The following is a 17,366-nucleotide window of genomic DNA, read 5'->3' as shown; positions in this document are numbered from 1 at the left end:
GCAGTTGCGAATCGCTCTCCAAAGGGCGATGGACCATCTGCGCTATTCCGGTCTGCCGTTCGAAGCCCAGCGCGAAGCGTTTGTCGCCATGGTGTTGGCGGATGCGCTCGTCAGCGACGCGCTGGAGCGGGCCCGCACGCTGGCGTTGCCGGACTGGCTGGTGGTGTCCGGCGCGCTCTACAACAGCATCTGGAACCATCTGACCGGCAAGCCGCCGGGCTACGGCATCAAGGATGTCGATCTCTTCTACTTCGATGACAGCGACCTGTCCTACGAGGCCGAGGACGCGGTCATCCGCCGGGCGGCGCAGCATTTCGAGGGGCTGGCTCTGCCGGCCGAGGTGCGCAACCAGGCACGGGTGCATCTGTGGTATCCGCAGAAATTCGGCCAGCCCTGCCCGCGCTATACGAGCTCCAGCGAGTCGGTGAGCTATTTCGCCTCGAAGACGCATGCGGTCGGGGCGCGATACGATGCCGACGGGCAGCTTGAGGTCGTGGCGCCGTTCGGGCTGGATGACCTCTTCGCGTTTCGCATCACGCCCAACCGGCTGATGGATAACAGGCGCACGCATGAGGCCAAGGGGGCGAGGGCGAAGGCGTGCTGGCCGGAGATTACGGTGGTGCCTTGGTGAGACTTACCCTCCCCGTTGTGGGGNCGCTTCGCGGATCGACCCTCCCCACAAGGGGGAGGGTAAAGGCACTCACCCATTCACCAGCGCCAACAGCTCCTCCGTATAGCGCTTGCCAACCACCTTGTCCGGCGACAGCGCATCGCCGATCGCCGCCACTTCGGCCGCACTCAGCTCGATCCCGGCCGCCGCCGTGTTCTGCTCGAGATGGCGGATTTTCCGCGCGCCGGGGATCGGCACGATGAAGTCGCCCTGGTGCAGCACCCAGGCCAGCGCCAGTTGCGCCGAGGTGACGCCTTTTTCCGTCGCCAGCTTTTCCAGCGTGGCGATCACCTTGGCATTGGCCGCCATGGCGTCGGCCTGGAAGCGGGGCAAGGTGCGGCGCCAGTCGTCGTCGCTCAGGGCCTCGGGCTTGGCGATGGTGCCGGTAAGCAGGCCGCGGCCGAGCGGGCTGTAGGGGACAAAGCCGATGCCGAGTTCGCGGCAGAGATCTAACACCTCGTCTTCGGGGTCGCGGCTCCACAGCGAGTATTCGCTCTGCACGGCAGCAATCGGATGCACGGCGTGCGCCCGGCGGATGGTGGCGGCACTGACCTCCGACAGGCCCAGCGCCCGTACCTTGCCGTCGCGCACCAGTTCCGCCATGGCGCCGACCGTGTCCTCGATCGGCACGTTGGGATCGACGCGGTGCTGGTAGTAGAGGTCGATGACATCGGCATCGAGCCGCTTCAGCGAGGCTTCCGCCACCGCCTTGACGTGCTCCGGGCGGCTGTCGACGCCGACCATGCGTTCGAGGCCTGAGCCTTCCTCGGAGATCTTGAAGCCGAATTTGGTCGCGATCGTCACCCTGTCGCGCACCGGCTTCAACGCCTTGCCGAGAAGGATCTCGTTCTCAAAGGGACCATAGACTTCGGCGGTGTCGAAAAACGTCACGCCGATCTCGACAGCGCGGCGCAGCGTGGCGATTGCGTCAACCTCTGCCTGACCGCCATAGGCGAAGCTCATGCCCATGCAGCCGAGGCCGACGGGGAAGACTTCGAGTTCAGTACCAAGTTTGCGGGTTTTCATGGCGCGTCTCCTTGTTGCGATGAAAGGGAGATAGCGCCTGGCTTTACGTTCGATAATCGGCTGTCATTCGCACGGGCTGTTCTATAAAATAGAGCAATGAACCGAGCGCATCTTTCTCAACTGGCTGTACTGGCAACAGTCGCCCAATGCGGCAGTTTTCGTGGCGCGGCGCGCGAACTGGCCATCGCGCCCTCGGCAGTGAGCCATGCCGTGTCCAGCCTGGAGGCGCGGCTCGGCGTGCGGCTTTTGGCGCGCAGCACCCGCAGCGTAGCGCCAACGGAAGAGGGCGCGCAGCTGCTCGAACGGCTGCGGCCGGCGCTGTCCGAGATCGATCTGGCGCTGGAAACGGCGATTGAGGCGCGCGACCGGCCGGCCGGCAACCTGCGGCTGACCGTGCCGCGCACCGCGGCCCACCTGGCATTGACGCCCAGGCTCGGCGGCTTTGCCGCGGCCTATCCCGACATCGTGCTGGAAATCGTCATCGAGGATCGCTTCACCGACGTCGTCGAAGGCGGCTTCGATGCCGGCGTGCGGCTCGGTGAGAGCCTGCAGCGCGACATGATCGCGGTGCGCATCGGACCGGACCTTCGCGGCGCCGTGGTCGGCGCGCCATCCTATTTCGCGACCATGCCAAGACCCCGTCATCCGCGCGATCTTGCCGACCACCGCTGCATCCGCTTCCGTTTTTCCAGCGGCATTCTTTACCGCTGGGAATTCGAGAAGGACGGCGAAGAGATCGAGATCGCGGCGCAAGGGCCGCTGATCCTCGACGAAGACCATCTGATCGCCCAGGCAGCGGTCGACGGCGCAGGGCTCGCCTTCGTCTTCGACGATTATGTGCGCGCACCGCTCGCTGACGGCCGCTTGATCCACGTACTGGAAGACTGGTGTCCGCCCTTCGACGGCTTCTTCGTCTACTACCCCAGCCGCCGCCAGATGCGCCCGGCGCTGCGGGCGTTTGTGGATTTCTTCAAGGTGAGTGGTTAGCCACCCTCCCCCTTGTGGGGAGGGCCGATCCGCGTAGCGGATCGGGGTGGGGGTCTTCGTAGGGCGACACCCCCACCCCGTCGCTTCGCGCCGACCCTCCCCACAAGGGGGAGGGTGGAAGAAAGCCCATCTGCCATTCGTTCACCAACCATGCCGGCATCCATCACCAACAACTCAACCCGCTACGGCTGGGCGGCGATCGTCCTCCACTGGCTGATCGGCATCCTGTTCATCGGCCAGTTCATGCTCGGCTTCATCATGGTGCTATTGACCAGCCAGCGCACCGCCTTCGAGCTGATCCAGCTGCACAAATCCTTCGGCTTCCTGCTGCTCGGCCTCCTCATCCTGCGCATTGCCTGGCGGCTCGGCAATACGGCCCCGGCCTTGCCGGCCTCGGTCGGAGGCCTGGAGCGTCGGACGGCGCCGCTGGCGCATCTGGCACTTTATGGCTTCCAGCTCGCGGTGCCGCTGTCCGGCTGGGCACTGGTTTCGGTGTCGATGCTGGAGATACCCAGCATGCCGTTCAATCTGTTCGTGATGCCGAACCTGCCGCTCGGCGTGTCCGATGCGGCGGAAAACTTCTGGGCGGCAGCACACTGGTATCTCGCCTATGCCGGCATTGCCTTGGTTGCGCTGCATGCGCTGGCGGCGCTGCGGCATCATTTCTGGCTGCGCGACAGCGTGCTCACGCGCATGATCACGCCTTCGTCAGATCAGGACATGGAATAGCGCGCGCCGCGCATTCGTTCATTGGAGTGAGGGCGCAACACTTCGCCTGCCCCAGAAGGACAAAACCCATGTATGCGCGCATCTTCGGATTGGCGGCTGTTGCCGCTTGCCTTGCCATGCCTGTCTCCGCCGCTGTGGACCTCGGCGACGCCGCCGGCAGCTACACGGTCAACCCGGCCAGCTCCAGCATTCGCTTCTCCATCGGCAAGGTCGGTGGCGGCGGCCTCGACGGCGCCTTTGGCCGCTTCAAGGGCTCCATCCGCATCGACAACAGCGATGTCGGCCGTTCCGCGGTCAACTTCACCATCTATCCCGAAAGCGTCGGCACCGGCCAGGGCCGCATCGACGCCTTCCTGCGCTCCGATGCGGTGTTCGACGTGGCCAACAGCCCCGAAATCCAGTTCCGCTCGACCAGCGTAACCCGAACCAGCGACACCACGGCGCTGGTCAGCGGCCGGCTGACGGCGCGCGGCAAGACGTTTGCGGAAAAATTCACTGCCGAGCTCGGCGGGCTGAAGGGCGGCGTCATTAAATTCCACGTCACCGGCAAGGTGCTGCGCTCCCGGTACGGCATGGATGTCGGCACGCCGATCTATTCGAATATCGTCAATTTCGACATGACGCTGACGGGCAAGCGAGGCTAGCAGGACCAGCGATCCGCATTGGCTTTTCCCGCAATTTCGGGCAAACCTCCTCGCCTGTAAATCGATAGGAGAAGCCTGATGTTCCGATGGGGTGTTTTGTCGACGGCCAAGATCGGCCGCGAGCAATTGTTGCCGGCAATCGTCGAGGCCGAGAATGGCGTTTTGTCCGCGATCGCCAGCCGCGACCTGTCGAAGGCCGAGGCCCTGGGCAAGCGGTTCGGCGCCAGGCATGCCTTTGGTTCGTATGAGGAGCTGCTCGCTTCGAAAGACGTCGACGGCGTCTACATCCCGCTGCCGACCTCGCAGCATGTCGAATGGACGGCCAAGGCCATCGAAGCGGGAAAACATGTGCTGGTGGAGAAGCCGCTGGCGCTCGACGCCAAGGACATCGCGCCGCTGATCAAGCTGCGCGACCAGAAGAAGGTGCTGGTCTGCGAGGCCTTCATGGTCATCTACCACCCGCAATGGATCAAGGTGCGCGATCTCATCGCCGATGGCGCCATCGGCCGGCTGCGCCATGTGCAGGGCGCCTTCTCCTATTACAATGTCGATCCCACCAACATGCGCAACCAGCTCGATCTCGGCGGCGGCGCGCTGCCTGATATCGGCGTCTATCCGACGGTGTCGACGCGGTTTTCGACCGGCAAGGAGCCGCTGCGCGTGCAGGCGACGATCGAGCGCGACAAGAAATTCGGCACCGACATCTATTCCTCGATCCGCGCCGATTTCGGCGATTTCGAACTGTCCTTCTATCTGTCGACGCAGATGGCGGCGCGGCAGGTGATGGTGTTCCACGGCGAGAAAGGTTTCATCGAGGTGTTCTCGCCGTTCAATGCCGGGCTCTACGACCATCACCGCATCGAACTGCACAACCAGAACCATACGGAGGCGCAGGTGTTCCGCTTTCCCGGCACCCAGCAATACCGGCGCGAGGTAGAGACGTTTGCCAGGGCGGCACAGGGCGGCAAGGAGCGTGTCTTCACGCTGGAGGAGTCCGTGCTCAACCAGAAGGTCATCGACGCCATCTTCCGCGCCGGCGGCAAGGAAGGCTGGGAGGCCGTCTGATACACCAATCTTAGCCGGTAATTTCATGGGAGAAGGGCGTCCGCATTGTGCATGCGGACGCTCCTTTCCTATTGGACTGACGATCTCACGCGCCTCTGAGCGTCAGGTGCAAGGTCTCGGCGAAGCGGTCGGGATAGGGCGCAAAGCCCATATGGTCGCCGGGGAAGGCGGCGCGCTTGCTGCCGAGCCTGTCGGCCAGCGCCTTGCCCATGCCGTCGATCGGCTGGCCGATGGACTCTTCGCCGATGCCGACCACGACCGGGCGGCCGCGCAGCGCCTCGATATCAGGACGGTAGAGCGACAGCGGCATGACGCCATGCGCCAGCCAGTATTCGAAATTGCCGCTGACCCTGGCAAAGGTCTCGGCCTCCTCGGGCGACGGTTCGAACGAAGGCGGTCCGTCCTGCGGCCCGGCTTCATCCTGACCCGGCCCTTCCGACAGGCTGTTCTCGCTGAAGAATTTCTGCATCGCCGCCTCGACGCCCTGGCTGCGATAGGTGTCGTGCAGGTCGCGCATGCCGGCCAGTGACGGCGACGGGTCGTCGAGCAGCATCATGCTGGGCGGCTCATGCGCCACCAGCGCACGAACCCGGCCGGGATGGCGGGCGGCGAGGTTGAGCCCGATCTGGGCGCCGCCGCTGGTGCCGAACACATAGGCCGGTCCGGCGCCAAGCGCCTCGATCAATCGCGCAGCATCGTCGCCATGGACATCGAGGTCCTGCTCTTGCGGCTCTCCGTCAAAGGTGCTGCGCGAATTGCCGCGCGGATCATAGGCGACCACCGTGTAGCGGTCGGCGAGGTGGCCCGCGACATCGGCGAAGACGCCGGCGTCCTGCGGTCCGCCGGGGATTATCAACAGTACGGGGCCGGAACCGCGCATCTCATAATAGAGGCTGGCGCCCGGTACTTTCCGCGTCGACGTTTGGGGGGTCATGTCCATCTCTCCTGTTGTTCTCATGTCAAAGTTCGGCTTTGCGCCGGGTCCGATCATTTGCCGGTGACAACCATGCGGTTGCCCTCGCTGTCGCGGAATTCGGCGACCGTGCGGCCCCGCTGCCAAGGCGCTTCCTGCGGCTCGGTGATGATTTCGACGCCGCGCGCCTTCAGGCCCGCGACCGTTGCCTCGACATCGCATCAACGAGCACCAGCACGGGCTCAGTGCCCGGCGTGTCATCGGGGCGTTTGACGAAATGCAAATTGGTGACGGCGCCGGGAAATGTCAGCTCGATCCAGCGCCAGCCGCTGTTGCCCATCAGCTGGTCCTCCGCCACCTCGCAAGCAAGATGGCCGGTGTAGAAGGCCTTGGCGCGGTCCTGGTCGAACACCGGCAATTCGGCAAACTGGATGTGCATGATGGATCTCTCCTGCTCCTCGATGGCTGCCGCGCAGCCGTCGACGGGAAAGACGATCCGGACGATCGAGAAGATTCGCCGGGCGACGAATCTTTTCGGGGTCGCGAAACGTCTTCTCCGTGCAGAGTTGAAAAACAGGAGACGACAATGGGCTACAATCTCGTCCGCTACGGCGTGAAGGACGAAAGCATCGCCGAGAACCGTATGCTGGTTGCACAGGTGTTCGAGGCACTCGACGACACGAAGCCGCAATCCTTGCGCTACCTCGTCCTGGAACTGGAGAATGGCGAGTTCATCCATCTTGTCAGCCAGGATGGCGACGGCCTGACCGGGCTCGCAGCCTTCAAGGCCTTCAGCGCCGATCATGCCGGACGCCGCTCGACGCCGCTTGCCAGATCGCCGGCAAAGATCGTCGGTAATTATCGTATGCTGGCCGGCGAGGTCGTGCCGGCTTGAATGCAAAGACCGGCATTTTGGGAACGGACAGGATGAACACAGCAAAACTCGACCGCGTTGCCCTGGAGGCGATGCTCGGCTCCTTGCGACCGAAGCTGCACCGCTACTGCGCCCGCATGGCCGGCTCGGTAATCGATGGCGAGGACATCGTCCAGGAGACACTGATCAAGGCACTGCAGGCCATCGACGGCGACGCCGCGGTCGAGCGTCCGGAGCAATGGCTGTTCCGCATAGCCCACAATGCCGCGCAGGATCATCTGCGCCGGCGCCAGCGGGAGCAGGCGCGCATGAGCGAGACCGACATGACGACGATCGAAGACCCCTCCGCAAGCGCCGATGCGAGGCTCGCCACCGCCGCCAGCCTGCGAAGCTTCATGCAGCTGGCAACAGTGCAGCGCAGCGCCGTGATCCTTGTCGACGTGCTTGGCCTCAGCCTGCACGAAACCTGCGAAGTGTCCGGCGCGACGCTGGCCGCGACAAAGGCAGCGCTGCATCGCGGGCGGTCGCAGCTGTGCCTGCTGGCGTCACAGGACGAGCAGGCGCCTGCCCCAAAGCTCGACGCCGACGACGAGCGGCGCCTGCGCCGCTATGTCGACCTGTTCAACGCGCGCGACTTCGACGCCGTGCGCGCGTTGATCGCCGAGGACATCCAGCTTGAAGTCGTCAATCGCACCCGCATGCGCGGCAAGGCGCAGGTTTCCAACTATTTCGGCAATTACGACCGTGTCCAGGATTGGGCGCTGTCGCTCGGCTTCGTCGACGGCAGGCCGGCCATCCTGATCCGCAGCCCGCAAGCGGGAGATGACGCCGTGCGCGGCTTCATGCTGGTCGACTGGCAGGATGGAAAGGTCAGCCATATCCGCGATTTCCGCTACGCGCCCTATTGCCTTGCCGATGCGGACATCCGCTTCATCGACGAGTAAGCATCGGCCAGAGAGCGCGGGCTTCGCGCCTCAGGCGAAGCTTTGCAAATTGGCGTCCTGCAGCTTGGAGCCGGCGAGCAAGGTTTCGAGCACCTGCTTCTTGAGCGACAGGCACTGCGAGCGGGCAAGCTTTGCGATGGCCGAGACTTCGGCCAGCTCGCAGGCAAGCACCAACTCCTTCTGCTGGCCGATGATCGCTTGCGTGAAGTCGCGCGATTTGAAGCCGAGATGGAGGACACGCTCCGACTGGTCGAGCGTTTGGTCGAGCAGGCGAACCAGCCGCAGATTGCCGGAGAGTTCGGCCAGGGCCAGGCGAAAGGCGCGGTCGGCCGCCAGAAAGGCGACATGGCTGCGCAGCGTCTCCGGCTTCAGCACCTTCTGCGCCGCCAGCCTGATGTCGTCGAGCCCGCGTTCGGTGAGGTTTGCCGCGGCCACCCGGAACACTTCCGGTTCGATCAGGCTGCGGACGTCGAAGATCTCGTTGACGTCGCGCAGGCTAAGCGGTGCGATGACATAGCCGCGGCGCGGCTCGCTCTTGATCAGCCCTTCCTGCGTCAGGCGGGCCAAAGCCGAGCGGATCGTCGCCTTTCTGATCTGGTAGCGGTCGCCGATCTGCTTTTCGGTCAGGCTTTCGCCGGGTTGCAGGACGCAGGCGACGATGTCGCTCTTCAGCTGCTCATAAGCTTCCTCGCTGCGCAATATGTCGGCGGTCGACGGCGCCTTGACGGCGGACGGTGACACTGATTTCGGAAGAGCCATATCTGCCTGCCCGTTTGGTCTGCCCGTGTGGTCTGCCCGCGTAGTCTGCTTGCCCGTTTCGACCATCCGGTTGACGGGTCTGCCGGCATTCGCTAGCCTGAGCATCTCAGTTGTATTGGTTGAGCTTCCCAATGGAGATGACGACAAATGTCTCTTGCCGCCAACTCGCCTCTCTACGCCGTAACCGCCGATATCGTCAACGCAGCCAAAGGTGCTCATGCCTTCGAACGGGTCAAGGCGGTGCTGCGCGAACACACCGATCGCTTCCATGCATCAGGCGTGCTCGCGCATGAGGAAGACGACGATGAGGTGCTGCTGCATGCCAGCCCTGACTTGACCATCTACCACATCACGCTGTCGCCCGGCCTGCAGTACCCGCCGCACAACCATCTGATGGATGCGCTGATCGGCATCTACAAGGGCAGCGAGACCAACTTCATCTATCCCGTCGACGGCAGCGAGATCGATGCGCCGGAACGCCACGACATCGCGGCGCCCGCGGTGGTGCATATTAACCCGGATACGGTGCATGCGGTCGCCAACACCGGCAGCGCCCGCTCGGGCGCACTGCATGTCTATCTCGGCAATCTGACGGAGACCCACCGCCACATGTGGAGCCCGGACAGCACCCACGCCGAGCCGTTCGACAATGAGCGGTATCTGGCTGGGGCGAGGCCGATTGGGCCCTGATCCGGGAAAGCGGAAGAAAAGTGAGCCTGCTGCGCGGCGGCGCGAGCGAGCGTTCCGCGTCGCCGCGCCCAGATAACAGTCGCCGCGTACCGGACCATTTCAAGAACATCGCAGCGCGTTTATAGCGCAGTCAGGCTGACGACTGGGGTAATAAATGAAGAAGCCCGGAATAGGCGGCGTCCAGTTCTCCAGTACTCGAATGAGGCGGTGCTCAGCAACATGCTCTTCATATGCGAGCCCAAGACCGGCTAGCGGATCGCAGGAAATCACAGTTTCGGCGGGAATGGCGCGCCCGAAGAGATTCGAACTCCTGACCCCCAGATTCGTAGTCTGGTGCTCTATCCAGCTGAGCTACGGGCGCGCAACAGGCCATGCTTTACATAGCCCCGCTAACCGATCCTGACGACCGGCCGCGACAAGACGTGTTCCCTAGCGACTGAATTTCCGAAAAGCAAGCCAATCCGGCAAAAGTTTTGTCGCAGCTGCTTTCGACGGTGCCGATCAAGGGGTGCTGAGATTCAGCTCAGTCCGGCTTCGGCTGAATATTAAATACAGCTCAGGCAGGGCGGCGCAGGCCGTTGCGGGCCTGGTCGAGGCGGACCGGCTGGTCGGGGATGGTGACGGCGAAGGTGGTGCGGCCGCCGATCGATTCGACCAGCTCCACCGTGCCGCCATGGGCGCGGATCAGTTCGTGCGCGATGGCCAGGCCAAGGCCGGTGCCGCCGCTGCGGGCCGAGCCGCGAAACGCCGCGAACAGGTTTTCTCGCGCCTTCGCCGGCAGGCCGGGACCGGTGTCGGTGACAATGATGCGGCTTACGCTGCCTATGCGCTCGGCCGATACGGCGAGCCGGCGCACCAGCGCGCTCTCGGCGTCGGCCGCCATCGCCTGCACCGCATTGCGGCACAGATTGGTGAGCACGCGAAACAGCTGGTCGGAATCGGCATCGACCTCGAAAGCGAGCTCGACGGCATTGACGAACTCGATGCCGTCCTCGATGTCGAGCAGGCCGTGGACGTCGTCGACCAGCTGGCGCAGCCGCAAGCGGCGGCGTGAGGGCGCCGGCTCCTGCGTGCGACCATAGTGGAGCACGCCTTCGGAATAGGAAACGGCTCGGTCGAGCGCGCGCAACAGCTTTGGCGCGAAGGCCTGCACCGTCGGGTCCTTGACCAGGCGCAAGCGGTCCGACATCAGCTGCGCCGAGGCCAGGATGTTGCGCATGTCGTGGTTGATCTTGGAGACGGCGAGGCCAAGGTCGGCAAGGTGCTTCTGCTCCGACAGCATCTTTTGCAGCCGTTCCTGCATCTGCGACAGTTCGCGCTCGGCAACGCCGATCTCGTCGGCACGGGCGGCCGGGTGGATGATGCGCCCTGGATCGTCGGGCGCCTCGGAAAAGGACAGCATCGAGCGCGTCATGGTGCGGATCGGGCCGATCATGATCAGGTCGATCGCGGCATAAACCAGCATTGCGGTGAACAGCGAGATCAGCAGCGAGACGAAGGCGACGTTGCGCGAATAGCGCAGCATGGCGTTGCGCAGGGAATAGTCGGGCATGATCAGCTCGAATTCCTTGTCGCTGTCGCCGACCGGGCCGAACACCCTGAGCATGCGCTTGCCGCCGAAGAACAGCGTATCCAGCGCCCCGGTCATGCCCTTGATCATGCCGACATTGGCGATATCGATATGCTCGTCGACCTGCGGCGGCATCTCGGCCACCACCAGCAGGCGCGACACGCCGCCGTCGCGCACCGCTATCGCCTTGGCGCCGATTGCCATCAGCACGTCGTTCTGGGCGGCGCGGGAGAGCGAATTGGGCTCGCCCTGCACCAGCACGATCGACACCGCGGCAGCGGTGCTTAGCCGCTCCTTCAGCCAGGCCAGGCGGTAGCTGGCGATCCAGGGCAGGAAAATGAGGACTTCGGCCAGGAGCACGAAGACAATGGTGAGCAAGAGCAGCTTGGTCGACAGGCCGCGCGCCAAGGGCACTGAACGATTGGGCACCGAACGGCTCGCAACCGGGCGAACGGTCGCCGGGCTGGCATCGGCTGTCGCCGGGCCGCTCCCTTCATCCGCTGATGCAACTTCGCTCATTAAGGCCTGTCTTCACAAACGCTTGATCGGTTGAGATTAGGCGATTGCGGCTTTTTTGCCAATTTCATCCTTCGTTGGACGATGGTGCCAGCAATAAAAGACCGCCTCGAACTGGGTGTTCGCGCTGCGACGAACTCATAGTTCGCGCTGGATTGACTCCCAAAACCCTTCTTTCTATAAGCCGCTCACGCTCGGGCCATTCGTCCCGGCGCGGTTTCGATCGCGCCAATGCCGGCCCGGCAAAGCTCCTGTTACACAGTGACAGAATCAAGAAGGGCCGCACCCCGCGGTATTAAAACAAATGAAGCGTACCTACCAACCGTCCAAACTCGTCCGCAAACGCCGGCACGGTTTCCGTGCTCGCATGGCCACCAAGGGTGGTCGCGGCGTCGTCGCAGCTCGCCGCAACCGCGGCCGCAAGCGGCTCAGCGCCTGAACGGAAGACGAGATCGTTGCCCGCAACCGGCAAGCCAGTGGGACCAAACCCCAAGCGGCTTCTGAAACGTGCGGAATTCCTGGCCGTCCGCCGCGGTGAAAAGCGGCGCGGGCGGCTTTTTCTCGTCGAAGTTCTCGACCGCAATGACGGCCTGCCGCCGCGCGTCGGCTTCACCGTCACCAAGAAGGTCGGCAATGCGGTTGTCCGCAACCGCGTCAGGCGGCGGCTGAAAGAAGCCGTGCGCACCCATGCCGCAAGTGACATGGCGCCCGGCAATGACTATGTCATCGTCGGGCGTGAAGACGTGCTCACCATTCCGTTCGGCCAGTTGAAGGCCGAACTCTCCCGCCGTCTCAGCGGAACACGATAGGCCAAGGGCTTTCGATGGAAAACAACCGGAACTTCTACATCACCATCGTCTTGTCGGTGCTGATCCTCGGGCTGTGGCAATATTTCTATGTGCTGCCGCGCAGCGAACAGCAGCGCGAGGCGGCCCGCATCGAAGAGCAGCGGGCGGCGGAGCAGAAGAAGGCGGCCGAGGCCGCCAACCCCGGCGGCACGCCGGCGCCCGCAGCGCCCGGCGCCATTCCAAACGCGCCCGGCACCTATGTCACGACGCCGGAAGGCCGCGCGCAGGAAGTGGCCAAGACGGCCCGCGTCAACATCGACACGCCGAGCCTGTCGGGCTCGATCAACCTGGCCGGCGCGCGTCTCGACGACCTAAAGCTCAAGCACTATACCGAGACGGTCGACAAGACATCGCCGCAGATCCAGCTGCTCAATCCGCAGGCGCTGCCCACCGGCTATTATGCCGAGATCGGCTTTGTCGGCAGCGACACGACCGGCACGGTGCCGGGCCCGGAAACGGTCTGGAGCGTCGACGGCAATGCGACTCTGACGCCGGCGACGCCAGTGACGCTGACCTTCACCAACGACAAGGGCCTGACCTTCAAGCGCACGATCTCCGTCGACGGCGACTACATGTTTACCGTTTCCGATGCGGTGCAGAATTCAGGCTCGGCCCCGGTCACGCTGTCCAATTACGGCCGCGTCATCCGTTTCGACAAGCCAGCCATTGCCAGCTCCTATGTGCTGCATGAAGGCCTGATCGGCGTCACCGGCACGGAAGGCCTGCAGGAGCACAAATACGCCGACATCGAGAAGAATAAGCTGTATACGCCGAGCAAATCGACCGATGGCTGGCTTGGCATCACCGACAAATACTGGGCGGTCACCCTGGTGCCGACCGAGAAGCAGCCCTTCCAGCCGCACTATGCCTATTACGACAATGGCCGCCCGCGCTACCAGTCGGACTTCCTCACCGACCCGATCACCATTGCCGCCGGCCAGTCGGCGACGGTGGAGACCGAGATCTTCGCCGGCGCCAAGGAAGTCAACAAGATCAACGCCTACGCCCAGGACCGGCAGATCAGGCTGTTCGACCGGCTGATCGATTGGGGGTGGTTCATCTGGATCACCAAGCCGATGTTCTACCTGATCGACACGCTGTACAAATTCTTCGGCAATTTCGGCCTGGCCATCCTTGCCACCACGGTCGTCGTCAAAACCCTCTTCTTCCCGCTCGCCAACAAATCCTATGCGTCGATGGCGAACATGAAGAAGGTGCAGCCCAAGATGCTCGAGATCCGCGAGAAATACGCGGACGACAAGATGAAGCAGCAACAGGCGATGATGGAGCTGTACAAGACCGAGAAGATCAATCCGCTCGCCGGCTGCTGGCCGGTGGCGCTGCAGATCCCGGTGTTCTTCTCGCTCTACAAGGTGCTCTACATCACCATCGAGATGCGGCACGCGCCGTTCTTCGGCTGGATCCAGGATTTGGCCGCGCCCGATCCGACCTCGGTCTTCAACCTGTTCGGCCTGCTGCCCTTCGCGCCACCGGCATTCCTGCCGCATATGGGCGCCTGGGCGGTGGTCATGGGCATCACCATGTTCCTGCAGATGCGCATGAACCCGACACCGCCGGATCCGACGCAGGCGCAGATCTTCACCTGGATGCCGGTGATCTTCACCTTCATGATGGGCAGCTTCCCGGCCGGCCTCGTCATCTACTGGGCCTGGAACAACACGCTGTCGATCCTGCAGCAGGGCGTGATCATGAAGCGCCAGGGCGCCAAGATCGAATTGTGGGACAATCTGACGGCATTGTTCCGAAAGAAACCCTCGCCGGCTGAATAGAAGGCGTGGCAATCAAAGCCCCGGCTCGTCCGGTGTTTTTGTGGACGAGGCGCGCATCACGTTCCCGTGAGGCGCGAAACTTGCGGCGTGCAACCGGCGTGGCTGCTGCTTGTACCGCCAAGGCCGATCAACACCGATCAGCCCTAATCCGAAGACCATTGTTTTTGATCCGTGACCCCGTCATGTCCACCGCGGGGATGCGGCGCGTGGAATGGGAATTCGCCTTTAAGTGTTTGTTATCATTATCATTTTTTACTCTGCACCGAAACTTTCCCGCAATTGCCGCGTAACTCTTCCCGACAATCGAATCAACAATTGTCGCACCAGAAGGGTTCTCCAATGGCAAAGTCCATCCTCAAGGCATTATGCTTTTCCGCCGGCCTGGCTCTATCGGGCCTCGCAGCGACGACGGCCTATACGCTCGCCAATCCCGCCGTTGGCGGCGCTGCGATGCTGACCTCCAAGAACATCGTCGAGAACGCCCTCAACTCGCCGATCCACAAGACGCTGGTTGCCGCCGTCAAGGCCGCCGGCCTGGTCGACACGCTGGAAAGCGCGGGACCCTTCACGGTGTTTGCGCCGACCGATTCCGCCTTCAAGAAACTGCCGGCCGGCACCGTCGCCACGCTGGTGAAGCCCGAAAACAAGGACAAGCTGACCAAGATCCTGACCGCCCATGTCGTGGCCGGCAAGATCTCGGCCAAGGAGATGATGACCAAGGCCAAGGCGATGGGCGGCAAGTATGAGATGAAGACCGTTAGCGGCGACACGCTGATCGCCGAGGTCAAGGGCGGCTCGCTCTACATCGTCGACGAGTCCGGCGGCGCCGCCAAGGTGACGGTCGCCGACGTCAACCAGTCGAACGGCGTCATCCACGTCGTCAATAAGGTGCTGTTGCCGAAGTAACGGCTTTAGGCAACGGCGAATGACGGCGGGCTGCGACGGGCTTTCTCGGTCTGCCTTCCCCACCTCACGAGGAGGTGCCATTCTTTTGAAGCCGTCTTCGACACCACCGGGGTCCTGCTTGTCCTTCGCAGGGCCCCGTTTTTTTGGGTTTCAGGGCGCCTTAGCCGACGGCGGCGGTCGACCTGATCGTGATCTGCCACGGCACGAACTGAACATCGAAGCCCAGCAGGGCTCGCTCATCGGGCGATTGGTGCTATAGGGCGGATCACGCCATCTAGAATGGCGGCTTTAATTTGCGCCACTCTCGACGGATCTCGCCATGGACGGACCCAACCCAGACATCAAACACCCCATCCCGATGCACACCCGCGTCGGCTTCCTCAAGCCCCTGGTCACCGCGCCGAATATCGAGATCGGCGAGTTCACCTACTATGACGATCCTGACGGACCGGACAAATTCGCCGAGCGATGCGTGCTGCATCATTATCCCTTCATCGGCGACAAGCTGATCATCGGCAAGTTCTGCGCCATCGCGGAGGGCGCGCGCTTCATCATGAACGGCGCCAACCATGCCATGTCCGGCTTTTCCACCTATCCGTTCAACATTTTCGGCCATGGCTGGGAGCAAGGCTTCGACCCGAAGACGTGGTCGCAGGAACTGCGCGGCGACACGGTGGTCGGTAATGATGTATGGATCGGCATGGATGCGGTGATCATGCCCGGCGTGTCGGTCGGCAATGGCGCCATCGTGGCGGCGAAATCGGTGGTGACGCATGACGTGCCGGCCTATGCGATCGTCGCCGGCAATGCGGCAAAGGTGGTGAAGATGCGTTTCGACGACAGGACGGTGCGGCGGTTGCTGGCTGTGGCGTGGTGGAATTGGCCCGTGGACAAGATCGGCCGCAACCTCAACGCCATCCGGGGCGCCGATATTTCCAGACTGGAGGCAGCGATTTGAACGCGCTGGGCAACACCGTCATCGGCACCGACCTGTTCACCAAGGGGTGGATCTTCATCCGCGGCGTGCCGGCGATGAAGTTCCTGCCGCCGGAGGGGCCGCCTGAGATCGCCTTTGCCGGCCGCTCCAATGTCGGCAAGTCGTCGCTGATCAATGCGCTCGTCGGCCATAACGGGCTGGCGCGCACCTCCAACACGCCGGGGCGCACGCAGGAGCTCAACTATTTCGTGCCGGGCGGGTTTTCCGGCGAAGGCGCCGACTTGCCGCCAATGGCGCTGGTCGACATGCCGGGCTACGGCTATGCCAGCGCGCCGAAGGAAAAAGTCGACGATTGGACCAAGCTGGTCTTCGATTATCTCAAGGGCCGCGTGACGCTGAAGCGAGTCTATGTGCTGATCGATTCCCGGCATGGCATCAAAGCCAAGGACGACGAGGTGCTGTCACTGCTCGACAAGGCGGCGGTGTCCTACCAGATCGTGCTGACCAAGACCGACAAGATCAAGGCCGCCGGCGTGCCGCGGCTGATCGAAGAGACATTACTGAAGATCAAGAAGCGACCGGCGGCGTTTCCGTTCGTGCTCGCCACGTCGTCGGAAAAGGGCGAGGGTCTGGACGAACTGCGCGCGGCGATCGTGCTGGCGGCCAATGGCGGTTAAAAGCAACTCCGGGAAAAGTGTGAAGCGGTTTTCCGTCCGGAGTTGCGAAAAAAGACCTTTGGCTAACTAGGCCTTTGCCTTTGGCTTCGCCTCCACGGCGATCATCTGGTGGCTTTCTTCCTCGGCAAGCTTTTCGGTGCCGTAGGACTTCAGGAACAGGCTGACGCCCGACCGCACGATGTGGTCGATTTCATCCTGGCTCGGCGCCTTGGTGCGGTAGGCGAAGATGCACTGGCGAAACAGGCCGGCGAGGCACAGTTCGGTGAATTGATAAGCGGCAAGATCGACATCATCGATCTTGAGCAGGCCGCGTTCGATGGCTGCATTGAGGAACTTGACCACCTTGTCGTGGCCGCGTTTGGGGCCACGTTCGTAAAACCGCGCGCCCATGTCCGGTATCCTGTCGGAGGCGCCGATCACGGTGCGTTGCGCCTGGATGACCTTGGCCGAGGTGATCTTCATCGACAGCACCTTGCCGAATTTCACCAGCGTCTGGCGCAGATCGTCGGCGCGGTCGAGCATGTCGTACATGTTCTTGAAGATGGTGCCGCGCTCTTCCTCGATCAGCGCCTCGAACAGCTCTTCCTTGTTGGCGAAGTAGACATAGATCGTGCCCTTGGAGACGCCGGCCTCGCGGGTAATGTCGTTCATCGACGCCGCTTCGAAGCCCTTGTCGATGAACACGCGCCGCGCGCCCTCAATGATCTGGCTGCGCTTGACCGGATCCTGGCCCGCCGCCGGGCGGCCGCGACGCGCACTATCCAGCACATCGCAGGGATCATTTTCGACGTCGGGTAACGTGTCGGCCATTAAAGTCACAC

The 17,366-nt window shown here is 63.1% G+C and carries 21 protein-coding genes, 1 tRNA gene and 1 pseudogene; 14 read left to right on the top strand and 9 right to left on the bottom strand.

From position 1 onward, the window contains the following. Positions 1-28: 28 nt before the first annotated feature. On the top strand, positions 29-631 hold the full coding sequence (locus X727_RS146060; RefSeq protein WP_023834599.1) for a nucleotidyltransferase family protein: 603 nt from the start codon (positions 29-31) through the stop codon (positions 629-631). Positions 632-700: 69 nt separating this feature from the next. Here X727_RS146060 and X727_RS146065 read toward each other — a convergent pair whose 3' ends face one another. Further along, a complete protein-coding gene (locus tag X727_RS146065; RefSeq protein WP_023834598.1) occupies positions 701-1,696 on the bottom strand; it encodes an aldo/keto reductase in 996 nt (331 codons plus the stop codon). Between the two features lie 96 nt (positions 1,697-1,792). On the opposite strand from X727_RS146065, the gene X727_RS146070 reads away from it, so the two are divergent. The 4 genes from X727_RS146070 (at position 1,793) to X727_RS146085 (ending at position 5,121) form a co-directional block, all read left to right on the top strand. Then, a complete protein-coding gene (locus tag X727_RS146070) occupies positions 1,793-2,683 on the top strand; it encodes a LysR family transcriptional regulator (protein WP_023828832.1) in 891 nt (296 codons plus the stop codon). Between the two features lie 150 nt (positions 2,684-2,833). Then, a complete protein-coding gene (locus X727_RS146075) occupies positions 2,834-3,412 on the top strand; it encodes a cytochrome b (RefSeq protein WP_023834597.1) in 579 nt (192 codons plus the stop codon). Positions 3,413-3,480: 68 nt separating this feature from the next. Then, positions 3,481-4,056, top strand: coding sequence for a YceI family protein (locus tag X727_RS146080; RefSeq protein WP_023681381.1), 576 nt, complete (start codon positions 3,481-3,483; stop codon positions 4,054-4,056). A gap of 78 nt (positions 4,057-4,134) precedes the next feature. Continuing rightward, a complete protein-coding gene (locus X727_RS146085) occupies positions 4,135-5,121 on the top strand; it encodes a Gfo/Idh/MocA family oxidoreductase (protein ID WP_023834596.1) in 987 nt (328 codons plus the stop codon). Between the two features lie 85 nt (positions 5,122-5,206). Here X727_RS146085 and X727_RS146090 read toward each other — a convergent pair whose 3' ends face one another. The 3 genes from X727_RS146090 to X727_RS01000000164840 are packed head-to-tail and all read right to left on the bottom strand — an operon-like array spanning position 5,207 to position 6,473. Beyond that, the gene (locus X727_RS146090) at positions 5,207-6,055 is read right to left on the bottom strand and encodes an alpha/beta hydrolase (RefSeq protein ID WP_245274184.1); all 849 of its coding nucleotides are present in this window, start codon (positions 6,053-6,055) and stop codon (positions 5,207-5,209) included. Between the two features lie 53 nt (positions 6,056-6,108). Further along, a complete protein-coding gene (locus X727_RS1000000169815; protein WP_348524531.1) occupies positions 6,109-6,204 on the bottom strand; it encodes a hypothetical protein in 96 nt (31 codons plus the stop codon). 20 nt (positions 6,205-6,224) lie between these two features. After that, a complete protein-coding gene (locus X727_RS01000000164840) occupies positions 6,225-6,473 on the bottom strand; it encodes a hypothetical protein (protein ID WP_245274183.1) in 249 nt (82 codons plus the stop codon). Between the two features lie 147 nt (positions 6,474-6,620). On the opposite strand from X727_RS01000000164840, the gene X727_RS146095 reads away from it, so the two are divergent. Together X727_RS146095 and X727_RS146100 are read left to right on the top strand one after the other, a co-directional pair. Next, on the top strand, positions 6,621-6,929 hold the full coding sequence (locus tag X727_RS146095) for a hypothetical protein (protein WP_023834594.1): 309 nt from the start codon (positions 6,621-6,623) through the stop codon (positions 6,927-6,929). 32 nt (positions 6,930-6,961) lie between these two features. After that, positions 6,962-7,852 carry a sigma-70 family RNA polymerase sigma factor gene (locus X727_RS146100; RefSeq protein WP_023834593.1) on the top strand — a complete coding sequence of 297 codons (891 nt, stop codon included), beginning with the start codon at positions 6,962-6,964 and terminating at the stop codon, positions 7,850-7,852. Between the two features lie 30 nt (positions 7,853-7,882). Here X727_RS146100 and X727_RS146105 read toward each other — a convergent pair whose 3' ends face one another. Next, a complete protein-coding gene (locus tag X727_RS146105) occupies positions 7,883-8,611 on the bottom strand; it encodes a GntR family transcriptional regulator (RefSeq protein WP_023834592.1) in 729 nt (242 codons plus the stop codon). Positions 8,612-8,758: 147 nt separating this feature from the next. On the opposite strand from X727_RS146105, the gene X727_RS146110 reads away from it, so the two are divergent. Next, entirely contained in the window at positions 8,759-9,301 is a 543-nt protein-coding gene (locus X727_RS146110) for an autotransporter (protein WP_023825798.1), read from the top strand. A 99-nt stretch (positions 9,302-9,400) separates the two neighbouring features. On the opposite strand, the pseudogene X727_RS1000000169100 reads toward X727_RS146110, so the two are convergent. From X727_RS1000000169100 to X727_RS146120, 3 genes and pseudogenes are all read right to left on the bottom strand, one after another. Continuing rightward, positions 9,401-9,547 (bottom strand): annotated as a pseudogene (locus X727_RS1000000169100) (LysR family transcriptional regulator); the annotation flags it as partial. 38 nt (positions 9,548-9,585) lie between these two features. Next, positions 9,586-9,662 (bottom strand) — tRNA-Arg (locus X727_RS146115). Between the two features lie 195 nt (positions 9,663-9,857). Further along, on the bottom strand, positions 9,858-11,390 hold the full coding sequence (locus tag X727_RS146120) for a HAMP domain-containing sensor histidine kinase (RefSeq protein WP_023672265.1): 1,533 nt from the start codon (positions 11,388-11,390) through the stop codon (positions 9,858-9,860). Positions 11,391-11,691: 301 nt separating this feature from the next. Here X727_RS146120 and rpmH point away from each other — a divergent pair, with 301 nt between their 5' ends. The 6 genes from rpmH (at position 11,692) to yihA (ending at position 16,545) form a co-directional block, all read left to right on the top strand. Beyond that, positions 11,692-11,826 (top strand): 50S ribosomal protein L34, encoded by a 135-nt coding sequence (gene rpmH, locus X727_RS1000000166700; RefSeq protein WP_008833937.1) that lies wholly within the window; start codon positions 11,692-11,694, stop codon positions 11,824-11,826. A gap of 16 nt (positions 11,827-11,842) precedes the next feature. Next, on the top strand, positions 11,843-12,196 hold the full coding sequence (gene rnpA, locus X727_RS146125; protein ID WP_023672264.1) for a ribonuclease P protein component: 354 nt from the start codon (positions 11,843-11,845) through the stop codon (positions 12,194-12,196). A gap of 14 nt (positions 12,197-12,210) precedes the next feature. Continuing rightward, a complete protein-coding gene (gene yidC, locus X727_RS146130) occupies positions 12,211-14,025 on the top strand; it encodes a membrane protein insertase YidC (protein ID WP_023739770.1) in 1,815 nt (604 codons plus the stop codon). A gap of 339 nt (positions 14,026-14,364) precedes the next feature. Then, complete coding sequence (locus X727_RS146135) at positions 14,365-14,931, top strand: fasciclin domain-containing protein (protein WP_023696020.1); 567 nt, start codon at positions 14,365-14,367, stop codon at positions 14,929-14,931. 319 nt (positions 14,932-15,250) lie between these two features. Continuing rightward, positions 15,251-15,889: a CatB-related O-acetyltransferase gene (locus tag X727_RS146140; RefSeq protein ID WP_023701989.1), complete on the top strand. Its 639-nt coding sequence runs from the start codon at positions 15,251-15,253 to the stop codon at positions 15,887-15,889. Then, positions 15,886-16,545: a ribosome biogenesis GTP-binding protein YihA/YsxC gene (gene yihA / locus X727_RS146145; RefSeq protein WP_023703785.1), complete on the top strand. Its 660-nt coding sequence runs from the start codon at positions 15,886-15,888 to the stop codon at positions 16,543-16,545. Before X727_RS146140 ends, yihA begins: the two co-directional genes overlap by 4 nt. A gap of 66 nt (positions 16,546-16,611) precedes the next feature. Here the strand turns inward: yihA and X727_RS146150 are convergent, their stop codons facing one another. Further along, positions 16,612-17,355 carry a TetR/AcrR family transcriptional regulator gene (locus X727_RS146150; protein ID WP_023748263.1) on the bottom strand — a complete coding sequence of 248 codons (744 nt, stop codon included), beginning with the start codon at positions 17,353-17,355 and terminating at the stop codon, positions 16,612-16,614. Positions 17,356-17,366: the final 11 nt, after the last annotated feature.

This window comes from Mesorhizobium sp. L103C105A0, from assembly GCF_000502215.1.
Taxonomy (GTDB): domain Bacteria; phylum Pseudomonadota; class Alphaproteobacteria; order Rhizobiales; family Rhizobiaceae; genus Mesorhizobium.
Note: the sequence above shows the minus strand (reverse complement) of the source record. Positions and strands in the feature narration are given on the sequence as shown.